This is a genomic window from Galbibacter sp. (genome assembly GCF_048266365.1).
Taxonomy (GTDB): domain Bacteria; phylum Bacteroidota; class Bacteroidia; order Flavobacteriales; family Flavobacteriaceae; genus Galbibacter.
Window position 1 is genome coordinate 1 of sequence record NZ_JBLWZP010000003.1, and the last position, 21508, is coordinate 21508.

Here is a 21508-nt window from a genome sequence, read left to right on the forward strand (position 1 = left end):
CGGATCATGGCTGATATCCGATTACTAGCGATTCCAGCTTCACGGAGTCGAGTTGCAGACTCCGATCCGAACTGTGACCGGTTTTATAGATTCGCTCGTGGTCACCCACTGGCTGCTCTCTGTACCGGCCATTGTAGCACGTGTGTGGCCCAGGACGTAAGGGCCGTGATGATTTGACGTCATCCCCACCTTCCTCTCGGTTTGCACCGGCAGTCCCGTTAGAGTCCCCATCATAACATGCTGGTAACTAACGGCAGGGGTTGCGCTCGTTATAGGACTTAACCTGACACCTCACGGCACGAGCTGACGACAACCATGCAGCACCTTGAAAGTCGCCCGAAGGAAAAGGTGTTTCCACCCCTGTCGACTCCCATTTAAGCCCTGGTAAGGTTCCTCGCGTATCATCGAATTAAACCACATGCTCCACCGCTTGTGCGGGCCCCCGTCAATTCCTTTGAGTTTCATTCTTGCGAACGTACTCCCCAGGTGGGATACTTATCACTTTCGCTTGGCCACCCAGCCTACCAATGCAGGCCGGACAGCTAGTATCCATCGTTTACGGCGTGGACTACCAGGGTATCTAATCCTGTTCGCTCCCCACGCTTTCGTCCATCAGCGTCAATGGTGTAGTAGTGACCTGCCTTCGCAATTGGTGTTCTGAGTAATATCTATGCATTTCACCGCTACACTACTCATTCCAGCCACTTCCTACACATTCAAGACCAACAGTATCAAAGGCAATTCTACGGTTGAGCCGCAGACTTTCACCCCTGACTTATTGGTCCGCCTACGGACCCTTTAAACCCAATGATTCCGGATAACGCTTGCATCCTCCGTATTACCGCGGCTGCTGGCACGGAGTTAGCCGATGCTTATTCATATGGTACCGTCATCAAACTACACGTAGCTCTTATTCTTCCCATATAAAAGCAGTTTACAACCCATAGGGCAGTCTTCCTGCACGCGGCATGGCTGGATCAGTCTTGCGACCATTGTCCAATATTCCTCACTGCTGCCTCCCGTAGGAGTCTGGTCCGTGTCTCAGTTCCAGTGTGGGGGATCTCCCTCTCAGGACCCCTACTTATCGTAGTCATGGTGTGCCGTTACCACACCATCTAACTAATAAGACGCATGCCCATCTTTCACCATTAAAACTTTAATTACAATACAATGCTATATCGTAATACTATAAGGTATTAATCCGAATTTCTCCGGGCTATCCCTTTGTGAAAGGTAGGTTGCATACGCGTTACTCACCCGTGCGCCGGTCTCTAAAGTAGCAAGCTACTCTATACCCCTCGACTTGCATGTGTTAGGCCTGCCGCTAGCGTTCATCCTGAGCCAGGATCAAACTCTTCATTGTTGTGTCTTTATGACGTTGTGCCTTAATCTACAATACCGAAAAATTTTACTCAAAATGATTTTACTTAATTTCTTACTAGGTTGATTCTTGTCCTGAAAATGAAACCGAAATCCCAATTCCCATTTCAAAAATCATGCTGTCAACAATATGTCAATGAACTTGTCTTCTTTTCTTAATTGCTTTGATCAACTTACGTTTTCAAAGCGGGTGCAAAAGTAAAACTTCTTTTTCTATTCGGCAAGCTTTTTTTTAAAAAAATTTTTGAACCGATTTTCATCCGATCAAAACTTCCCAAATCACCCTATCTTAAAGAACTTCCCGCTCCTCTTAACAACCAATGTTGTCCCTTAAAGCGGGTGCAAATATAGAAACTATTTCTACTCTATTCCAAATCTTTTTTGCCTTTATTTTTAAAGTATTTTTAATACGCTTGTAAACCAATCTATTACAACTCAAAATAATTCGAAAAAAGATGAAAATAGCCTGGCTCACCAACTCACTACTCCGTATACCACCAGTTTCAAACCTCCTTAACGCTATACACTACTCCGTTCTATATATAGACTACCCAATTCTATCTTTATATATAATAAGAAGAGTGATTCATTTCCCACACTACTAACCACGCCACTGAACTATAACTGGTTTACATACTATATTGATGATAGAACAAGTAACCGAAACATTAAAGAGTCTTTGCCACTGTACATATACATCTCGATATACTGGAGTCGAATAACACCAAACCTTATACTAGATCATTAGCACTCACACAATCCAACTTTGCCTGCTCTTTAATATAAAGAGAGAATAACAACTAAAACTCAACAATTAACCAAAACCAGCTCTCCTGAATCATATTATATAACACAAGAAGATCACATCAAAAAGCAATCAGAGCCAAAGATTAAAGTCCAGACCAATGTGGTATTTCTTAATCCAAGTACGTTATATTAAAAAAAGTTTATGTATTTACTCCCTTAACCTATATTAATAGTTGTATGCGTAAAGTCTTCGACTTATCTTTGCCCCCTGAAATTAAATGATTATACGAATATGATTAAGATTACTTTACCCGACGGATCGGTTAAGGAGTTCGAAAACAACAGCACTCCGATGGATGTGGCACGAAGCATTAGTGAGGGATTAGCGCGCAACGTAATTTCTGCGAGCTTTAATGGTCAAAAAGTAGAGACGACCACTCCACTAACCACCGATGGGGATCTTATTTTATATACATGGAATGATGACCAAGGTAAACAAGCCTTCTGGCATTCCAGCTCGCACATCATGGCTCAGGCTCTTGAAGAGCTATATCCTGGAGTAAAGTTAACCATCGGACCATCTATTGAAAATGGTTTCTACTATGACATCGATTTAGGAGATCGCGTACTCTCAGATAAAGATTTTCCAGCGATTGAAGCCAAAATGATGGAAATCGCTCGTGGAAAACATGAATTCAAGATGAGATCAGCAAGCAAAGCTGAAGCATTGGAATTTTACAAGAAACAAAACAACCCATTCAAGGTTGAACTTATAGAGAATCTCGAGGACGGAACTATTACATTCTGTGATCATGATACCTTTACAGATTTATGTCGTGGCGGACATATTCCAAATACTGGAATTGTCAAAGCCATTAAATTACTATCTGTAGCAGGTGCATACTGGAGAGGTGATGAGAACAAACCACAGCTAACTCGTATATATGGGATCTCCTTCCCAAAACAGAAGGAATTAAAAGAATACCTAGAGTTACTTGAAGAAGCTAAAAAGCGGGACCACAGAAAACTTGGAAAGGAATTAGAACTGTTCACCTTTTCCAGTAAGGTAGGTCAAGGCTTACCATTATGGCTTCCTAAAGGCGCAGCTTTAAGAGCACGTCTTGAAGAATTCTTAAAGAAAGCACAACAGAAAGCGGGTTATGAACAAGTTGTCACTCCTCATATCGGCCAGAAAGAGCTTTATGTAACCTCCGGCCACTATGCTAAATATGGAGAAGATAGCTTTCAGCCTATACACACTCCTAAGCAGGATGAAGAATTTTTATTGAAACCAATGAACTGTCCTCATCACTGTGAAATATACAATTCGAAACCTTGGAGCTACAAAGACCTTCCAAAGCGTTTTGCTGAGTTCGGAACAGTATACCGTTACGAACAAAGCGGTGAACTACACGGTTTAACTCGAGTACGTGGATTTACACAAGATGACGCACATATCTTCTGTACTCCAGATCAGTTAGATGAGGAATTCAAAAAGGTGATTGATTTGGTATTGTATGTTTTCGGAACTTTAGGATTCGAAAACTTCACTGCCCAGGTTTCTTTAAGAGATCCTGAAAAACCTGAGAAGTATATTGGAAGTGACGAGAATTGGAAAAAAGCTGAGCAAGCGATATTAAATGCTGCAAAAGAGAAAAATCTCAATTATGTAGTCGAGACCGGCGAGGCAGCTTTTTACGGTCCAAAATTAGACTTCATGGTTAAGGATGCTTTAGGGAGAAAGTGGCAGTTAGGAACCATTCAGGTGGACTATAATCTTCCTGAGCGTTTTGAGTTAACCTATAAAGGAAGTGATGATAAATTACATCGCCCGGTTATGATACACCGTGCACCTTTTGGTTCTATCGAAAGGTTCGTGGCTATCCTATTAGAACATACAGCAGGAAATTTCCCATTGTGGCTAATGCCGGAACAGGCTATAATATTGTCAATCAGCGAGAAATATGAAAAATATGCTGAAAAAGTTTTAAATTCATTAGAAAATAACGAAATTCGCGCCCTCGCAGATCATAGAAATGAAACGATCGGCAAGAAAATTCGTGATGCAGAAGTTAATAAGGTTCCTTATATGATCATTGTTGGCGAGCAGGAAGAAAAAGACAATACTATTTCTGTAAGAAAACATGGAGAAGGCGACTTAGGTACTATCAGTATTGAAGATTTCACGAATTTGATTAATTCAGAAATCAATCGTACATTAAAGAAGTTTGAAAATTAAGTTTAATTAAAATTTAGTAACCATAGCAATTAAAAGATTTAACAGAAACGCTCGAAGAAGAGAAGAGAAAAACCCTCATAGAATCAACGGCGAAATTCGTATACCAGAAGTGAGATTGGTTGGCGATAATGTTGAGATGGATGTTTACCCGACAAAAGCAGCCTTGAGTAAGGCTGAGGAGTTGGGTCTTGATCTCGTTGAGATTTCACCAAATGCAAAACCTCCTGTTTGTAAAATAATGGATTATAAAAAATTCCTTTATGAACAGAAGAAGCGCGACAAAGCTTTAAAGGCTAAAGCCTCTAAGGTTGTGGTAAAAGAAATACGTTTCGGTCCAAATACTGATGATCATGATTACGAGTTCAAAAAGAAACATGCTGAAAAATTCCTTAAAGAAGGAGCTAAATTAAAGGCATATGTTTTCTTTAAAGGTCGTTCGATCGTCTATAAGGATCAGGGAGAAATCCTCTTGTTGCGTTTGGCTTCCGAGCTAGAAGATCTCGGTAAAGTTGAGCAAATGCCTAAGCTAGAGGGTAAACGTATGACTATGTTTATCGCCCCTAAGAAGGTAAAATAAATTAGCAATACACAAGAAGTTACTTGGGTTCTTGCAAAAGAATCCAAGCAGAAGATAATAAGCGCGATATATATAAATAAATATTAGGAATTATGCCTAAAATGAAAACAAAATCCAGTGCCAAGAAGCGTTTCAAGCTTACCGGTTCAGGTAAAATTAAAAGAAAGCATGCTTTTAAGAGTCACATTTTGACGAAAAAATCTAAAAAGCGTAAGCTTGCCCTTACTCATTCTACTTTAGTTGATAAAGCAGATGAGTCGAGCATTAAAGAACAATTACGCTTAAAGTAGTCGTTCTTTCGGTTCAATTAATATTGTTTAACCCTGGAGTCAGGCCCATAAAAGAATTTTATACAACCAGAAATGAAAGTCATTTTTAGATACGTTATAAAATCGCCTGCTACAAAAAATTAAAATTATGCCAAGATCAGTAAATTCAGTAGCTTCAAGAGCACGAAGAAAAAAAGTGATGAAGCAAGCAAAAGGCTTCTTCGGAAGACGTAAAAACGTTTGGACGGTTGCCAAAAATGCGGTTGAAAAAGCGATGTTATATTCGTACAGAGACCGTAGAAACAAGAAAAGAACTTTCCGCGCTTTGTGGATAACCCGTATCAATGCAGGTGCCCGCTTACACGGATTGTCTTATTCACAGTTTATGGGAAAAGTAAGAGCTAATAACATCGAACTAAACCGTAAGGTATTAGCCGATTTAGCGATGAATAACCCAGAAGCTTTTAAGGCAATTGTCAATAAAGTAAAATAAACGTTTAACAATATATCCGCTTATTAAAATCCAGCTTAACAGCTGGATTTTTTTTGTTAATTTGCATCCATAACAATGCCCTTTTTACTCCTTTGGACATTCAGGTTTGCTACCAGTTCCGTCCCCCTGTTCTTCTTATAAATCAATTCTTTTCAAAGAGATTTAAATAATCTATATATGTCTTGTAATCATAACATAGGCTTAACTAATTTTAATTAAAGATTTATTACTTTTGCAAGTCAAAAAATAGATGAATATGAATTTAGCACAAGTTAAACTAGTGGTTACGGATATGGATGGTACTTTACTTAACAGCCAAGGTGAGGTGAGCAACCAGTTCTATTCCTTATTTGAACAACTTAAAGCCAATGATATTCACTTCGTAGCTGCCAGCGGCAGACAGTATTACAGCATTGTTAAAAAGTTATCACCTATAGTGGAGGACATTACTATCGTCGCAGAAAATGGTGGTATTGCTAGACGAGGAGCAAAGGAGTTACTTGTAACCCACATGGATAACCAAAGTATTCTAAAACTCATCAACTTACTTAGGACAATTAAAGATACCTATATCGTTCTTTGCGGTAAGAAATCATCTTATATAGAAACCAAAAATGAAGCTTTCATTGAACTATTCAATGAATACTATGCAACATATCAACAAGTAGATGATTTGACAAAGGTAGGTGATGATGATTTTATAAAAATTGCGGTGTACCATTTCGAGAGCTCAGAGGATTCCATATACCCTTCAGTAAAACACCTCGAGGATAAACTTCAAGTAAAGGTATCCGGTCAAAATTGGTTGGATATTTCTCATCCAAACGCTAACAAGGGATATGCCTTACAATTGCTACAGAACAAACTCGGACTTACACCAAGTCAAACCATGGTTTTCGGAGACTATAATAACGATCTAGAAATGCTAGGTTTGGCGGATTTTAGCTTTGCTATGGAGAACGCGCATCCCAATGTAAAGAAAGTTGCAAACTACACTACAAAAAGCAACGATGAAAATGGGGTTGAGCATATATTAGAACAACTGGTTGAAGCCTTAGAAACTACTAAATACCAAAAGCTGTAAGCACGACTGATCGGGAACCACCGTAATCGCGATGCTCACACAGATAAATACCCTGCCATATTCCGAGGTTTAATTTTCCATTAGTAATTGGAACGTTAACTGAACTTCCTAAAACAGAGCTTTTGATATGTGCTGGCATATCGTCTGGACCTTCGTAGGTGTGTATATAATAAGGCGCATTCTCGGGTATCATTTTATTGAAATGACTTTCAAAATCCACCCTTACGCTTGGATCCGCATTTTCGTTTATAGTTAGACTTGCCGAAGTATGCTTAATGAACACCTGTAATTGACCAATATTAATTGTTCTAAGCTCCGTGCAATTGTTCATAATTTCCTCGGTGATGATATGGAACCCTCGTTTTCGTGGCTTAAGCTGTATTTCTTTCTGTACTATTTTCACAAAGAATCTCGGTTTAAATTTAGGTTTTTTGTTTTTTCTTCCTGGCAGCTGGAAATAAAACATTGTTTAATATCAATCGGTACCCCGGTGAATTAGGATGTAATTCTAAAGCTGTCTTGGGATCCCCTACTCTATGTTGGTAATCCTCCGGGTCATGCCCACCATAGAAGGTAAAAAAACCACTTCCCTTTACTCCGTGGATATATCGAGCTTCACCATTAACCTGATTTTCCGCCATAACCAGAACCGTTGGTTTAATGGTGGACGGATCATAAGATGTTGTCTGCCCCATAAACCCTTTGACTAATACGGTATGGTTTTGACATAACATGGTAGGAACAGGGTCCCATTTAGCAGAGAACTCCATCAATGTAAAATAATCAGTATCCCTTCTAACTGTTCTTCTTTTAGATGTCATATCGATAGTAGAAAACTCATATTCTAATGGATCCCTACTCAGCACAAAGTCTTTAAAAGCAAAGGTATTATTATAGTCTAGTTTGGCTTGATAATTTGGTTCAGAGGGATCCCCGTCAAACATGGCCTCACAGATATCCACCCCTTCTGCTGCCAGCGCGATATCAAAACTATCGGTAGCAGAGCACATAGCAAACATAAACCCTCCACCGACAACATAATCCCTAATCTTTAAAGCTACAGCTAACTTTTCCTCTGATACCTTCTGGTAACCCAGCTCCTTTGCCAGTGCTTCTGCTTCTTTTTTTTCTTCAATGTACCAAGGAGTGGCACGGTAAGCTCCATAAAACTTACCATATTGACCGGTAAAATCTTCGTGATGCAGGTGTAACCAATCATACTGAAGCAGTTGGTCCCCTAATACTTCTCTGTCGTACACTACCTCATACGGAATCTCTGCATAGGTCAATACCATGGTAACGGCATCATCCCAAGGACGATTACTTTTTGGTGAGTAGACAGCAATCTTTGGCGCCTTTTCCAGGATAACTGCATCTTGATTTTTGGACGGACTACTAATTCCTTGAAGAAGCTCCTCTGCTGCTGAATCACTCAACAATTCAAAGGATACACCACGTATTTTACATTCCTTTTGGATTTGTTCATTGTCTTGGATTAAGAAAGATCCACCCCTGTAGTTAAGAAGCCATTTGACCTTTTCGTTTTTTGATAAAACCCAATAGGTGATGCCATAGGCCTTCAAATGATCCTTCTGTCCTTCCGAATCCATCGGAATTAAAATATAAGATGCCCAGAGGGAAGGCACATACAAAAACAACAAAAAAAAGAGGCATCCTAATCTTAAGACTCCTCCTTTTCTTGTATTTGATTCAATGTTATGCATCCTATTGATTTTCTAAATCAAATCCTATATCTTTTCTGTAATACATTCCCTGAAAGCTAATTTTCTCAAGATTTTTGTATGTCGTTTTCAGTGCTTCTCTGAAGTCCTCTCCATAAGATGTAACTGCTAGCACCCTACCTCCTGCACTTACCACCTCCTGATCGCGTAGCTGTGTTCCGGCGTGAAATACTACTGAACCTTCAATAGTATCCAAGCCTGTGATGACTTTACCATTTTCGTAAGCCTCAGGGTATCCTCCTGAAACACCTACCACTGTAGTAGCAGAGCGCTCATCCAGTTCCAAGGTGACAGTGTCTAGGGTACCATTTCCAACGGCTTTAAATAAGCTTACCAAGTCATTTTTTATTCTAGGAATAACAACCTCGGTTTCCGGGTCACCCATACGTACATTGTATTCTATAACAAAGGGCTCCTCCGATACCTTAATCAATCCTATAAAAACGAATCCTTTATAAGGAATGTTATCTTTCACAAATCCATCAATGGTTGGTTTTATAATTCGGTCTTCTACCTTTTGCATAAAAACGTCATCGGCAAATGGCACTGGTGAAATAGCGCCCATACCTCCGGTATTTAAACCAGTATCCCCTTCTCCGATGCGCTTGTAATCCTTTGCCGTTGGCAGAGTTAAGTAGTTTTTCCCATCAGTTAATACGAATACGCTCAACTCAATACCACTTAAAAACTCCTCAATCACAACCTTGTTGCTAGCTTGGCCAAATTTGGCATCTACCAACATATTTTTTAATTCAGTTTTGGCCTCCTCTAAGTCTGGGAGGATAAGCACACCTTTACCTGCAGCCAATCCGTCAGCTTTCAAAACATAAGGCGGTTGTAAAGTCTCTAAAAAGGCATAACCTTGCTCGAGCTCATTAGCGGTAAAACTCTTGTACGCGGCAGTAGGAATCTGATGACGATCCATGAAGTCTTTGGCAAACTCCTTGCTTCCTTCCAAAATCGCACCTGCTTTCTGAGGGCCAATAACGGGAATATCTTTTAAGGCCTCATCCTGTAAGAAGAAATCATGGATGCCATTGACAAGCGGATCTTCTGGTCCAACTACCACCAGAGAAATATCCTTAGTAGTTACAAGTTCCTTGATGTTTTGAAAATCATTTACCGAGATTGGAACATTAACTGCAAAACTAGCAGTCCCTGCATTTCCAGGAGCAACATATAGAGTACTCAACAATTCACTTTGGGCCATCTTCCAGGCAAGCGTGTGTTCCCGTCCTCCGGAACCAATAATCAGTATATTCATCAAGTTCAATTTTTGATAATTTTATTTTGTGCTGCCAAAGTTACCTAGAGCAATTACAAAAACATAATTTATTTACATAAAAAACAACCCTAGCCTCCTTTGTGATAGCGTAGTAGTCAGAGCTAAACTTTTCGATTTTCCAGCATTTTGTATTCCAAAAAACAATTAGGACGTCCTTTCAACACACAAGAACAAATCAGTTTTGTGGATTTTAGTTTAGATCAATTTCTGTCATTTGGGAATATTCTCTTATCAATCTACTATGTATTAAACCTTTTGCTTAAATTAGAGTCTAATTTACAAATCAACGCAATTGCAGGATAATATCGTCATAAAAGAGCTGAAGAGTAGTACAACTCAAGAAAAAGCTTTTAGGGACCTTGTGGAAAAATACAAGGAACGGTTGTATTGGCATATTCGTAGAATGGTGCTTGATCATGATGATGCCGATGATGTGTTGCAAAATACGTTCATAAAGGTCTATAGGAATATACAATCCTTTAAGGAGGATAGTGCGATTTACACTTGGATGTATCGCATTGCTACTAATGAGGCGCTTAGCTTTTTGCAAAAAAGAGCGAAGTTTTACGATGCTACCAGCGATGAGTTACAGATGAAAATGATAGAAAATTTGAAAGCAGACGCCTATTTTGATGGGGATGAGATTCAAATGAAATTACAAGAAGCTATAGCAACACTACCTGAAAAACAACGGTTAGTATTTAATATGAAATACTTTGAAGAATTGAAATACGAAGATATGTCCTCAATATTAGAGACCTCTGTAGGCGCTTTAAAGGCATCATATCACCATGCGGTAAAGAAAATAGAAATGCAATTAACAAAATTGTAAGCTAATAATGGAAAGGAAAGCATCAAAAAACGAAAAGGATTTTTCGGTACCTGATAACTATTTTGCTAACTTGAATAAGCGATTAGAAAATAGAATAGGCATTTCGGAGGCCATTCCAAAAGCCACTGGATTTACGATTCCTGATGGATATTTGGATGAATTTGAAAACCGTTTGTGGGACAAAATCAAACAAAAGAAATCGTCCGATAGAACCGCCAAAGTTCGATTACTCTACGCCATGAGTTCTATTGCAGCAATGCTAATCCTAGGTTTTATTCTTATGAAGCCGAAGAATTCATTTCCCACTGACCAAGGGGAAGAACTATCCACTTTTGATATCAACTCCTATATTGAGGAAGGATTTATAAATCTAAACACCTATGATCTCATCGAGACTTTCGAAGGCGTTTCTTTAGAGGACATCGAGATGACGGATCCTATCCCTAGGGAAGAAATTATTGAGTATTTAAATCAAAATAATATTGATAATTACACCCTGACAGTTGAATAAAATTAAACTAACTACAGGCGATAGACTCAATTAGGAAACGCCAATTCATAAAAAATATAGCTCGATAAAAAGAACACAATACACCATGAAAAAATATATCCTTATACTGCTATTATTCATTTTTGCTTTTGGGCATGGTTTGGCTCAAAAGAAAAATAAAAGAGATTATATTAAATCTCTCAAGATTGCCTTTATAACTGACAACCTCAATCTAACCACAGATGAGGCTCAAAAGTTCTGGCCCGTATATAACAATTACGAGGATAACAGATACACACAAGTGTACAAAGAGTACAAAGAAATAAAACACTTGTTAAGAGATAAAGAATTTGGAGAAGTATCGAATGCGCAAGCCTCCAAGACCCTCGATAGATTGATCACCATTAAAAAAAACAGTCTAGAGTTGGAGAAAAGACTCTTTGATGACCTTTCTAACTTCATGCCTTCAACAAAAATATTATATCTCAAAAAACTTGAGGATGATTTCAATCATAAACTACTCGAAAAACTAAAAAAAGAGTATCACAATAAGGAAGAAAAGTAAACTTTTAATTCGCCAACGGTATATGCATAGTGAGCTATAAATTGCTTTACTTTGCAAAAACTAAAGTCTGTGAATTATTTATCCGTTGAGAATGTCGCCAAATCCTATGGCGAGCGCATTTTATTTTCCGACATATCATTCGGGATCAATAAAGATCAAAAAATTGCTTTTATTGCCAAAAATGGAACTGGCAAAACATCACTATTGAATATCATTACCGGCGGAGACACTCCTGACAGTGGACAGGTAGTTTCTCGAAACGGTATCCGTATATCATACCTTCCGCAGGTACCTGATCTTAATGAGAATCTAAGCGTAGAAGAAACCATCTTTGCTTCGGATAACAATATCTTAAAAACGATACAACAATACGAGCATGCACTTGAAAACCCTGAAGATGCCGATGCATATCAAAAGGCTTTTGAGCAGATGGAAATTAAAAATGCTTGGGATTTTGAAACACAATACAAGCTCATATTATCGCAATTAAAGTTAGACGACCTTCATCAAAGGGTTAAAAACCTATCCGGGGGACAAAAGAAACGTTTGGCCTTGGCCACCATATTGTTAAATACCCCTGACCTGTTGGTTCTCGATGAGCCGACCAACCACCTTGATTTAGAAATGATAGAATGGTTGGAACAGTACTTTGCAAAGGAAAACATAACACTGTTCATGGTCACCCACGACCGTTACTTTTTAGAACGAGTCTGCAACGAGATCGTAGAACTTGAAAATGGCCAGATCTACCAATACAAAGGTAGCTACTCTTATTATTTAGAAAAGAAAGAAGCCCGAGTTCAGGCAGAGCAAGCCTCCGTAGACAAGGCAAAGAATTTATATTCAAAGGAATTGGATTGGATGCGAAGGCAACCCAAAGCACGTACCACCAAATCCAAGTCTCGAATTGATGACTTTTTCGTCATCAAGGAGAAGGCAAACCAGCGAAGACAAGAACACAAGGTACAATTGGAAATAAACATGGAACGTTTAGGGAGCAAGATTGTTGAGTTCCATAATGTTTCCTTATCCTTTGGTGACAAACCTATTTTAAACAAGTTTGATTATTCGTTTAAAAGAGGTGAACGCGTTGGTATTATTGGAAAGAACGGATCAGGAAAATCAAGTTTTTTAAATGTTCTAACCTCCAAATTAAAACCAGATGGCGGAAAGGTTGTCATAGGTGAAACCGTCAAGTTCGGTTACTATACACAAAATGGCATTCAATCCAAGGAAGGTCAAAAGGTGATCGACGTTATAAAGGATTATGGAGAATTCATCCCCCTAACAAAAGGGAGACAGATCTCAGCTGCACAACTACTTGAACGTTTTCTATTTGATCGTAAGAAGCAATATGATTTTGTAGAAAAATTAAGTGGTGGTGAACTTAAGCGCTTATACTTATGTACCGTCTTGATCAAGAATCCAAACTTTTTAATTCTGGATGAACCTACAAACGACCTTGATATTGTCACCTTGAACGTATTGGAGTCTTTTTTATTAGACTTCCCAGGTTGTTTAATTGTGGTATCACACGACCGTTATTTCATGGATAAAATTGTAGATCACCTATTTATTTTTAAAGGGGATGCGGAAATTGAAGATTTCCCAGGAAACTATTCAGATTACAGGAGTTATGACAACAGTATAGTTTCAGATAAAGAACCTAAAACTAATACTGGTGAAAACAGCAAAAAATCGTGGAAAAAAGAAGCCAATAGCACCCTAAGTTACGATGAGCAAAAAGAGTATAAACGTCTAGAGAGATCAATTGCTAAATTAGAAGAGGAGAAAAAAGAGATTGAAGCTGTTTTTGCTAATGAACAACTTACTGGGGAACAAGTGGATGAATATTCCATCAAATTGCAGCAGGTCATCAATGATATTGATAAGAATACGGCAAGTTGGTTTGAATTGTCCATGAAAATGGAAGAATGAATTTCAGTTTTTTTAAATGCGGTTTAGCCTTTCATATCTTAATTATTTGTGGACATCAAGCAACCAACATGGCGTGCACTCCCCTTTTGTCTATCAATTACTGACAAATGCGCTATACCGAAATACAAAGAGTCCTGAGTCTGAGTTGTTCCTACAATGGCAGAGGAAACACAATATTCGCAATCCAAGAAAAATAAAAATCATAAATCGCGCGCTGGCCTATTTAAATGATGCTTCTTTTAGCAATGCGCATACTGGAGGTTACACCGCAGATCGAACCTTATATATAAACTTAATGGAGCAATCTCATGTAGAGATTCTGCATAAGCTGATCAGCCATCCGTTTGTCATAGTGGATCATATAGACAAGCAGCATGAGAAATGGCAGAAAATATGTCACAGCCCCAATGTAACGTTGAGTATAGATTTCTACACTATTGGATTTTTGTTTTATAAACCAGGACAGCATAAAGAAAATTTTAAAATTAGAATATAATACTGTATCTTTTACTAAAGTCAAGAATTATGGAAACAAGCGTCATATGGATTATTGTCATAGCCGTTCTTTTTGTTTTGGTGTGGTTAAACCATAAACGGAACATGAAAAAACTAAGACGTCGGAGCAAACACGATTTTCACAAAGGATATCGCAACAAAAGAAACAACTAAGCTATTTTGAAAATATATACTAAAACCGGAGACAAAGGGAGTACCTCCTTATTCGGAGGAAATAGAGTTGCCAAACACCATATCCGTATTGATGCTTATGGCACTACGGATGAATTAAATTCATGGCTGGGTTTGATACGGGATCAAAACATTGATCAACGCTACAAGAGCAACCTTATCAAAATTCAAGAACACCTGTTCACTCTTGGTTCTATTTTGGCAACCCCTAAAGAGAAATTATTCTTGAAAAACGGCAAAAAACGCTTGAATATACAATGGATTGAGCAACAACATATCGAATTTCTAGAACATGATATAGATCTCATGGACCAAGGCCTTCCGCCAATGACACATTTTGTATTGCCAGGTGGTCATACCACCGTGTCATATTGTCATATTGCAAGAACTGTATGCCGTCGTGCTGAACGAAATGTGAGCCATTTAAATGAAAATGAAGCTATTGATCCATTTGTGTTGCAGTATTTGAATCGTTTGTCCGATTATTTGTTTGTATTGGCACGGAAGTTGTCTTTTGAGCTTGAAGCCGATCAAATATTATGGGCTCCTGATAAGGAAAGATGAATTATTACTAGTTTTCGTTACTAATAATTCATCAAAACATCAGAATTAGTACGTTCTTAGAAATAATATGTAAATAACACAAATTTTACTTGACTTTTTACTTTAAAAATTTATTTTTGCACAAAACTAAAATCAATAGCAAATGTATTGGACATTAGAACTCGCATCTTATTTAGACGATGCACCTTGGCCAGCCACAAAAGATGAGTTAATTGATTATGCTATTAGAACCGGAGCCCCATTAGAGGTTGTGGAGAATCTACAAGCCATGGAGGACGAGGGAGATATGTATGAATCTATTGAAGAAATTTGGCCAGATTATCCCACTGAAGAGGATTATCTCTGGAATGAGGATGAATATTAACAAACACATTAACATTATAAAGTAAAAAAGTCTCTTCAGGGGCTTTTTTTTTGCTTAATTTTGATAATACAAATCAGATAAAAATGAGTTTACTCAATTCCGTATTAAAAGCTTTTGTCGGTGATAAAGCGAAGAAGGATGTGAAAGAGTTACGTCCCCTAGTGGATGAAATTCACACCTTCGAAGCCGCACTTTCTACCTTATCACACGACGAACTGCGTAATAAAACACTAGAATTCAAAGACAAAATAAAAGCTTCAAGAGCAGATATTGACCAGAGAATTACAGAATTAAAAGCAGAAGCAGAAGCTTCTAACGATATCGACAGAAATGAAGATATTTATACCGAGGTAGACAGCCTTAAGGTAAAAGGATACGAGGTTACTGAAAAAATACTCTCGGAAATTCTGCCTGAAGCCTTTGCGGTAGTAAAAGAAACAGCAAAACGCTTTACAAATAATACGACTATAACGGTAACGGCAAGCGAATTCGACAGAACCTTATCTGCATCTAAAGATTATGTGACTTTAGAAGGCGACAATGCAGTATGGAAAAATTCTTGGGATGCCGCTGGTAAAGAAGTAACATGGGACATGGTCCATTACGATGTTCAGCTCGTAGGAGGTATCGCACTTCACCAAGGTAAAATTGCAGAGATGCATACAGGTGAAGGTAAAACATTGGTTGCAACCTTACCTGTATACCTTAACGCCTTAACTGGTAATGGTGTTCACCTTGTAACGGTGAACGACTATCTTGCACGTCGTGATAGTGCTTGGATGGGGCCTCTATTTGAATTCCACGGTTTGTCTATCGATTGTATCGATAATCACAAACCAGGATCTGTAGGCAGAAGTAAGGCCTATCAAGCAGACATCACTTACGGTACTAATAACGAGTATGGATTTGACTACCTTAGAGATAATATGTCACACACTCCAGACGACTTAGTACAACGCGAACATAACTACGCTATCGTGGATGAGGTGGATTCCGTACTTGTGGATGACGCTCGTACTCCACTTATTATTTCTGGTCCGGTTCCACAAGGAGATCGTCATGAATTTAATGAGCTAAAACCTAAGGTCAGCGATATAGTTGCCAAACAAAGACACTATCTTAATGGTGTTTTGGCAGAGGCCAAAAAGCTCATTGCTGAAGGCAACACCAAAGAGGGGGGAATCCAACTACTACGTGTACACAGAGGATTACCTAAAAATAAAGCATTGATTAAGTTTTTAAGTGAGGAAGGAATCAAACAACTTCTCCAGAAAACTGAAAATCATTATATGCAAGATAACAATCGTGAGATGCCAGTTATTGACCACGAATTATGGTTTGTTATCGACGAAAAAAACAATCAGATTGAATTAACCGACAGAGGTATTGAATACCTTTCAGGAGACGCAGATCCAGAATTCTTTGTAATGCCTGATATCGGAACAGAAATTGCACAGATTGAGAAAAAAGGACTACCGGTAGAAGAAGAAGCTGAACTTAAAGAAGTACTATTCAAAGACTTCTCTATAAAGAGCGAGCGTATTCACACCATGAATCAATTGCTCAAGGCTTATACTCTTTTTGAAAAAGATGTAGAGTACGTGGTCATGGAAAACAAAGTAATGATTGTTGATGAGCAGACAGGCCGTATCATGGATGGTCGTCGTTACTCTGACGGATTACACCAGGCTATTGAAGCTAAGGAAAACGTTAAGATTGAAGCTGCCACACAAACCTTTGCATCGGTAACCCTTCAGAATTACTTCAGAATGTACAAAAAGCTTTCTGGTATGACTGGTACTGCAATTACAGAGGCTGGAGAGTTTTGGGAAATCTATAAATTAGATGTTGTTGAAATTCCAACAAACAGACCTATTGCTCGTGATGACAAACAAGATCTTATTTACAAAACTAAGAGAGAAAAATACAATGCGGTTATAGCGGATGTCGTTAAACTCGTTGGAGAAGGAAGGCCTGTCCTAGTTGGTACAACTTCCGTTGAAATTTCTGAGCTACTTTCCAAAATGCTCACCTTTAACAAAATCCCACACAATGTCCTCAATGCTAAAATGCACAAGAAAGAGGCAGATGTTGTGGCAGAGGCTGGAAATCCAGGTGTGGTTACCATTGCTACCAATATGGCTGGTAGGGGTACTGACATTAAGTTGATTAAGGCCGTTAAAGATGCCGGCGGATTGGCTATTATCGGAACAGAAAGACACGATTCTAGACGTGTGGACAGGCAGTTAAGAGGTCGTTCCGGTCGTCAAGGGGATCCGGGAAGCTCTCAGTTCTATGTTTCCTTGGAAGATAACCTTATGCGTTTGTTCGGCTCTGATAGAGTAGCTAAAATGATGGACCGTATGGGACTTGAAGATGGAGAGGTTATCCAACATTCTATGATGACCAAGTCCATCGAGCGTGCTCAGAAAAAAGTAGAAGAAAATAACTTTGGTGTTCGTAAGCGTCTGTTAGAATACGATGATGTCATGAATGCACAAAGGGAGGTTGTTTACAAGCGAAGAAGGCACGCCCTACAAGGTGAAAGACTTAAAGTTGATATTGCCAATATGGTTTATGATACCACTGAGGCCATCGTTGAGACCAATAAGTTAGCAGGTGATTATAAAAACTTTGAATTTGAACTTATCAAATTCTTCTCAATAACCTCTCCGGTTTCAGAGGATGATTTTAAAAATAAATCTGCCAAGGACATTACAGACATCGTATATAAAGCAGCACTAGAATACTACCAGAATAAGGTAGAACGCAATGCAAAAACTGCCTTTCCGGTAATCAAAAATGTTTATGAAAATCAAAATAATCGTTTCGAGAGAATTGTAGTTCCTTTTACCGATGGTATTAAGACCTTAAAAGTTGTGACCAACCTTAAAGATGCTTATGAGTCTGAAGGTAAAAAATTGGTAGCTGATTTTGAGAAAAACATTACCCTTGCAATCATTGATGAGGCTTGGAAAACGCACCTGAGAAAAATGGATGAATTGAAACAGTCAGTTCAGCTTGCTGTTCACGAACAAAAGGATCCATTACTAATCTATAAATTTGAGGCCTTTGAGCTTTTCAAAACAATGATAGACAATGTCAACAGAGAAGTTATCTCTTTCTTATACAAGGGAGAATTGCCAACTGAGGACACTGAAAATATCCAAGAAGCTCAAGAGGTTAAGAAAAAAGAAAATTACCAAACCTCTAAGGAAGAAATTCCCAACAGCGACGAATTGGCAGCTCAAAACAGAGCAGCTGGACAAAATCAACAGCGAGCTCAAATTACTGAGACCATCGTAAGAGAGCGTCCAAAAATCAATAGAAATGATCGGGTTACACTTAAAAACGTAGTTACCGGTGAAAATAAAAGCATGAAATTCAAACAAGCAGAACCCCTACTCACTAAAGGAGAATGGGTGTTGGTTGAAGATTAATCCACAAATTAAGAATATCAGCAGAAGCAGTAGATAAATTAACGTCTACTGCTTTTTTTTTTGAAAAAAATGGATAACTTTAACTTATGAATACATCAACCATATATAATAGTAGATCTTGAAGTTAACCAACTTTGTTTTTGAATAATTATCTCAAAATTCCCCTCCCTCCCAAACCTTAGTTAGCATCAAATTACAAGTTAAGATACACTTCACTGTAGTCTGCTCGGTAATCTGATAAACTACCCAACCATACTTAGCGATGGAATGGGTATTAAAACTGAATAAACATAAGCAATTGTGCAACACACAGCATTCGATTTTCTGACGCGCCTTACAGCGCGTCCAAGATTAGCTATAGCATGAATCATCAAAGTGGCTAGCTTCCATCTTGGTTTGAAAGTACAATGTGGACTGCTGATCGGTAGGCAAAAGGTTGATTTATGATTACAGAACAAAAAAAGAAAGCTATTAACAAAGGGAACGCTGCTTCCCTCCCATCCACCAAAGATGAATGGGTTTCCGCAGTATATTTATGAACAAAAGACCTCAATTTTATTCTGAAAGACATAAAGAGAAAATCGATCTTATCGTAAAAATGAATTATTTCGCCTCAGTGACAATGATTAGTTTTGCTTTGGTGTTTTATTTTTTCTTAGACATCAAAAAAGTAATACCTCACATACTTATTACTTACGGTATCTTGAACGTGGCTAATAGTCTTCTATTTGCCAAGCACAAAAACTTACATGCCTCTTATCTGATCAGTACAACTCTAGGTATTATCGGAGCCATTCTAGTAAGCTTATATAGTGGAGGAATTCGAAGTCCGTTTATCTTTATCTTGGTACTTATTGTTTTTTCAGGATATGTATCCACAAGGAACTATGGCAAGTTTCATTTGTATTTAATTTTAGTGGTGATTCTTGCAATTTACATCAGTCCATATATCGGCATAGATTTTCCTGTCATGGTTCCAAAAGACTCAAGGTCAGAATTCAGTTTATTAGTCATCCTGTTTTGTCTTTATATATCCGGAGACATTTTTGGACGCATGTTACTTGGAAATTATAATAAACTATACCACTCCAAACGTGAGATAGAAAAGAAAAATCATGAAAAAGAATTGTTGCTCAAAGAGATTCATCACAGGGTAAAAAACAATCTTCAAACCATTTCTAGTTTACTGAACATGCAGGCTAGAGCTACAGATAACCAGGAAATAAAATCGATCTTACACAGTAATCACAACCGTGTCTTTTCCATGGCGATGGTTCATGAAATGCTATATGCTCATGAGGACCTCTCGAAGATCGATTACCAGAATTATGTAGAACAACTCTGTAATTTCCAGATTGGATCTTTCAAAAAATCCGATGAGGATATACAATACAACATCAACATCAAAAGTATTAAGCTCAATATCGAGACTGCTGTTCCGCTGAGTCTATTGATTAGCGAATTGATTACCAATTCCCTAAAACATGCATTTCCAAATACCGATAAGGGTATCATCAAAATAAGTATAGAAAAGACTGACCCTGTTTATTTCTTGCTCACCTACTCTGACACCGGAATAGGAATGGATACAGCCACTATTCAAAGTGAATCGCAAACCATGGGCGTAAAACTTATTGAGAAATTAGCGCGGCAACTCCGAGGAACTTTAAAATTAGCAGATAGCAAAAATGGCACTACTTTTTTAGTGAAGTTCAAAGAAATTTAAAGACGATTGATTTGGTGTTTCAAATAAGCAACCTGCACTAGGACTAGCAATCCAAAGGCCATAATCCCATATAAAAATGTCTTGGGTATACGACTGGAAATATGATCCATGTAGCCTGTAAAATCAGCTAGTACTCCTGAAAACTCCCATACTCCTTTTGCCAGCGGTAACAGTCCAATTGCTATGCAAAAACCTAATACAAACACTCCAATGGCTAGTTTTGATTTTTTGGTTAAAAGTCCTTTCACTGGCCTGTAGGTATTCTTAGCCAAAATGGCATGCATTATATTTTGCTTCAAACGCTCTGGTGGGGTTTCCAATCCAGCTTTACGAATGACTATATCACTGAGTTTATCCAACTCATGTTCCTGGTGTTCACTCATCCTTTTCTATTTTCAAATTCAACATGATCTTTTAATAATAGGTAAAGACTTTTTCGTGCTCGAAATAGGTTTACCTTAACTGCACTTATATTTATTGCTACGATCTCAGCGATCTCCTTTAAAGATTGACTCTCATAATAATACAACGTTATAATTGTCTGTTGCTTCGGATTTAGAGTTTGAATCGCTCTTTTTATCAATTTACTTGTATCCTCTTCCATTAACTGATCCAAAATACCAGTTATATCTGATATTCCTTTAAAATCTCGAACCTCCATAGTTTGGGTATCCAGAGATCTCTTTTGACTTCTAATAGCATCCAGAGCACTGTGATATACAATGCGATACAGCCAGGTGGAGAACTTCGAATCACCTTTAAAAGTGGGCAGACGATCATAGCACTTGATGAATGCCTCCTGCACAATATCCTCAGCGTCTTCCCTATTTTGTACAATACGCACCGCTATGGTATATGCCATATGCTGGTAGGTATCCACAAAATACGAGAATGCTTCAACATCTCCACTTAATATCCTATTGAGATAAATATGTTCTTTCTGGTTAGTCATTCTATTGTAAGACGCCAATCTTTTGTGAAAGGTTACATGTGAAGTTAGATATTACAGTGACTATTCAATTATAATTTTATAAAATTTTTGTAACCCATTTTGAAACATTGACGTCATATGTGCAAACAATCAAT

Annotated in this window: 19 protein-coding genes and 1 rRNA gene; 14 read left to right on the plus strand and 6 right to left on the minus strand. The window is 38.2% G+C overall.

Annotation, left to right across the window (positions count from 1 at the left end; translation table 11 throughout):
• Nucleotides 1-1363: ribosomal RNA gene (locus tag ACN0TV_RS05620) — 16S ribosomal RNA — on the minus strand; the annotation flags it as partial.
• A gap of 1056 nt (nt 1364-2419) precedes the next feature.
• Here ACN0TV_RS05620 and thrS point away from each other — a divergent pair.
• The 5 genes from thrS (at nt 2420) to ACN0TV_RS05645 (ending at nt 6789) form a co-directional block, all read left to right on the plus strand.
• Nucleotides 2420-4366 carry a threonine--tRNA ligase gene (gene thrS / locus ACN0TV_RS05625; protein WP_417360964.1) on the plus strand — a complete coding sequence of 649 codons (1947 nt, stop codon included), beginning with the start codon at nt 2420-2422 and terminating at the stop codon, nt 4364-4366.
• 28 nt (nt 4367-4394) lie between these two features.
• Entirely contained in the window at nt 4395-4943 is a 549-nt protein-coding gene (gene infC, locus ACN0TV_RS05630; RefSeq protein ID WP_417361557.1) for a translation initiation factor IF-3, read from the plus strand.
• 92 nt (nt 4944-5035) lie between these two features.
• Nucleotides 5036-5233 (plus strand): 50S ribosomal protein L35, encoded by a 198-nt coding sequence (gene rpmI, locus ACN0TV_RS05635; protein ID WP_324301371.1) that lies wholly within the window; start codon nt 5036-5038, stop codon nt 5231-5233.
• 127 nt (nt 5234-5360) lie between these two features.
• Entirely contained in the window at nt 5361-5705 is a 345-nt protein-coding gene (rplT, locus tag ACN0TV_RS05640; RefSeq protein ID WP_417360966.1) for a 50S ribosomal protein L20, read from the plus strand.
• A 256-nt stretch (nt 5706-5961) separates the two neighbouring features.
• A complete protein-coding gene (locus ACN0TV_RS05645) occupies nt 5962-6789 on the plus strand; it encodes an HAD family hydrolase (RefSeq protein ID WP_417360968.1) in 828 nt (275 codons plus the stop codon).
• On the opposite strand, the gene ACN0TV_RS05650 is transcribed toward ACN0TV_RS05645, so the two are convergent.
• From ACN0TV_RS05650 to purD, 3 genes are read right to left on the minus strand one after another with little or no spacing between them, the layout of a single operon-like run.
• Nucleotides 6770-7192, minus strand: a complete 423-nt coding sequence (locus ACN0TV_RS05650) for a secondary thiamine-phosphate synthase enzyme YjbQ (RefSeq protein WP_417360970.1) — start codon at nt 7190-7192, stop codon at nt 6770-6772. The two genes, ACN0TV_RS05645 and ACN0TV_RS05650, sit on opposite strands and share 20 nt — an antisense overlap.
• A gap of 19 nt (nt 7193-7211) precedes the next feature.
• Complete coding sequence (locus tag ACN0TV_RS05655) at nt 7212-8513, minus strand: asparagine synthetase B (RefSeq protein ID WP_417360972.1); 1302 nt, start codon at nt 8511-8513, stop codon at nt 7212-7214.
• Nucleotide 8514: 1 nt separating this feature from the next.
• Nucleotides 8515-9795: a phosphoribosylamine--glycine ligase gene (gene purD, locus ACN0TV_RS05660; protein ID WP_417360974.1), complete on the minus strand. Its 1281-nt coding sequence runs from the start codon at nt 9793-9795 to the stop codon at nt 8515-8517.
• 313 nt (nt 9796-10108) lie between these two features.
• Here purD and ACN0TV_RS05665 point away from each other — a divergent pair, with 313 nt between their 5' ends.
• The 9 genes from ACN0TV_RS05665 (at nt 10109) to ACN0TV_RS05705 (ending at nt 20422) form a co-directional block, all read left to right on the plus strand.
• Complete coding sequence (locus ACN0TV_RS05665; protein ID WP_417360976.1) at nt 10109-10648, plus strand: RNA polymerase sigma factor; 540 nt, start codon at nt 10109-10111, stop codon at nt 10646-10648.
• 7 nt (nt 10649-10655) lie between these two features.
• Nucleotides 10656-11159: a hypothetical protein gene (locus tag ACN0TV_RS05670; protein WP_417360978.1), complete on the plus strand. Its 504-nt coding sequence runs from the start codon at nt 10656-10658 to the stop codon at nt 11157-11159.
• Between the two features lie 85 nt (nt 11160-11244).
• Nucleotides 11245-11703: a hypothetical protein gene (locus tag ACN0TV_RS05675; protein ID WP_417360980.1), complete on the plus strand. Its 459-nt coding sequence runs from the start codon at nt 11245-11247 to the stop codon at nt 11701-11703.
• 69 nt (nt 11704-11772) lie between these two features.
• Nucleotides 11773-13641, plus strand: coding sequence for an ABC-F family ATP-binding cassette domain-containing protein (locus ACN0TV_RS05680; protein WP_417360982.1), 1869 nt, complete (start codon nt 11773-11775; stop codon nt 13639-13641).
• 46 nt (nt 13642-13687) lie between these two features.
• Entirely contained in the window at nt 13688-14137 is a 450-nt protein-coding gene (locus ACN0TV_RS05685) for a hypothetical protein (RefSeq protein ID WP_417360984.1), read from the plus strand.
• A gap of 179 nt (nt 14138-14316) precedes the next feature.
• On the plus strand, nt 14317-14892 hold the full coding sequence (locus ACN0TV_RS05690) for a cob(I)yrinic acid a,c-diamide adenosyltransferase (protein ID WP_417360986.1): 576 nt from the start codon (nt 14317-14319) through the stop codon (nt 14890-14892).
• 142 nt (nt 14893-15034) lie between these two features.
• Complete coding sequence (locus tag ACN0TV_RS05695) at nt 15035-15256, plus strand: DUF2795 domain-containing protein (RefSeq protein WP_008612884.1); 222 nt, start codon at nt 15035-15037, stop codon at nt 15254-15256.
• An 83-nt stretch (nt 15257-15339) separates the two neighbouring features.
• The gene (gene secA, locus ACN0TV_RS05700; protein ID WP_417360988.1) at nt 15340-18696 is read left to right on the plus strand and encodes a preprotein translocase subunit SecA; all 3357 of its coding nucleotides are present in this window, start codon (nt 15340-15342) and stop codon (nt 18694-18696) included.
• A gap of 535 nt (nt 18697-19231) precedes the next feature.
• On the plus strand, nt 19232-20422 hold the full coding sequence (locus ACN0TV_RS05705; protein WP_417360990.1) for a sensor histidine kinase: 1191 nt from the start codon (nt 19232-19234) through the stop codon (nt 20420-20422).
• Here ACN0TV_RS05705 and ACN0TV_RS05710 read toward each other — a convergent pair.
• The gene (locus tag ACN0TV_RS05710) at nt 20419-20805 is read right to left on the minus strand and encodes a hypothetical protein (protein ID WP_417360992.1); all 387 of its coding nucleotides are present in this window, start codon (nt 20803-20805) and stop codon (nt 20419-20421) included. The two genes, ACN0TV_RS05705 and ACN0TV_RS05710, sit on opposite strands and share 4 nt — an antisense overlap.
• Entirely contained in the window at nt 20802-21374 is a 573-nt protein-coding gene (locus ACN0TV_RS05715) for an RNA polymerase sigma factor (protein WP_417360994.1), read from the minus strand. The genes ACN0TV_RS05710 and ACN0TV_RS05715 overlap by 4 nt, the downstream gene beginning before the upstream one ends.
• Nucleotides 21375-21508 lie beyond the last annotated feature (134 nt).

Excerpts from the sequence above, each read along its gene's own strand:
- thrS (WP_417360964.1), top strand. The coding sequence starts at position 2,420 with ATGATTAAGATTACTTTACCCGACGGATCGGTTAAGGAGTTCGAAAAC.
- ACN0TV_RS05695 (WP_008612884.1), top strand. The coding sequence starts at position 15,035 with ATGTATTGGACATTAGAACTCGCATCTTATTTAGACGATGCACCTTGG.
- rplT (WP_417360966.1), top strand. The coding sequence starts at position 5,361 with ATGCCAAGATCAGTAAATTCAGTAGCTTCAAGAGCACGAAGAAAAAAA.
- secA (WP_417360988.1), top strand. The coding sequence starts at position 15,340 with ATGAGTTTACTCAATTCCGTATTAAAAGCTTTTGTCGGTGATAAAGCG.
- purD (WP_417360974.1), bottom strand. The coding sequence starts at position 9,795 with ATGAATATACTGATTATTGGTTCCGGAGGACGGGAACACACGCTTGCC.
- ACN0TV_RS05645 (WP_417360968.1), top strand. The coding sequence starts at position 5,962 with ATGAATTTAGCACAAGTTAAACTAGTGGTTACGGATATGGATGGTACT.
- rpmI (WP_324301371.1), top strand. The coding sequence starts at position 5,036 with ATGCCTAAAATGAAAACAAAATCCAGTGCCAAGAAGCGTTTCAAGCTT.
- ACN0TV_RS05675 (WP_417360980.1), top strand. The coding sequence starts at position 11,245 with ATGAAAAAATATATCCTTATACTGCTATTATTCATTTTTGCTTTTGGG.
- ACN0TV_RS05705 (WP_417360990.1), top strand. The coding sequence starts at position 19,232 with ATGAACAAAAGACCTCAATTTTATTCTGAAAGACATAAAGAGAAAATC.
- ACN0TV_RS05710 (WP_417360992.1), bottom strand. The coding sequence starts at position 20,805 with ATGAGTGAACACCAGGAACATGAGTTGGATAAACTCAGTGATATAGTC.
- ACN0TV_RS05655 (WP_417360972.1), bottom strand. The coding sequence starts at position 8,513 with ATGCATAACATTGAATCAAATACAAGAAAAGGAGGAGTCTTAAGATTA.
- ACN0TV_RS05715 (WP_417360994.1), bottom strand. The coding sequence starts at position 21,374 with ATGACTAACCAGAAAGAACATATTTATCTCAATAGGATATTAAGTGGA.
- ACN0TV_RS05670 (WP_417360978.1), top strand. The coding sequence starts at position 10,656 with ATGGAAAGGAAAGCATCAAAAAACGAAAAGGATTTTTCGGTACCTGAT.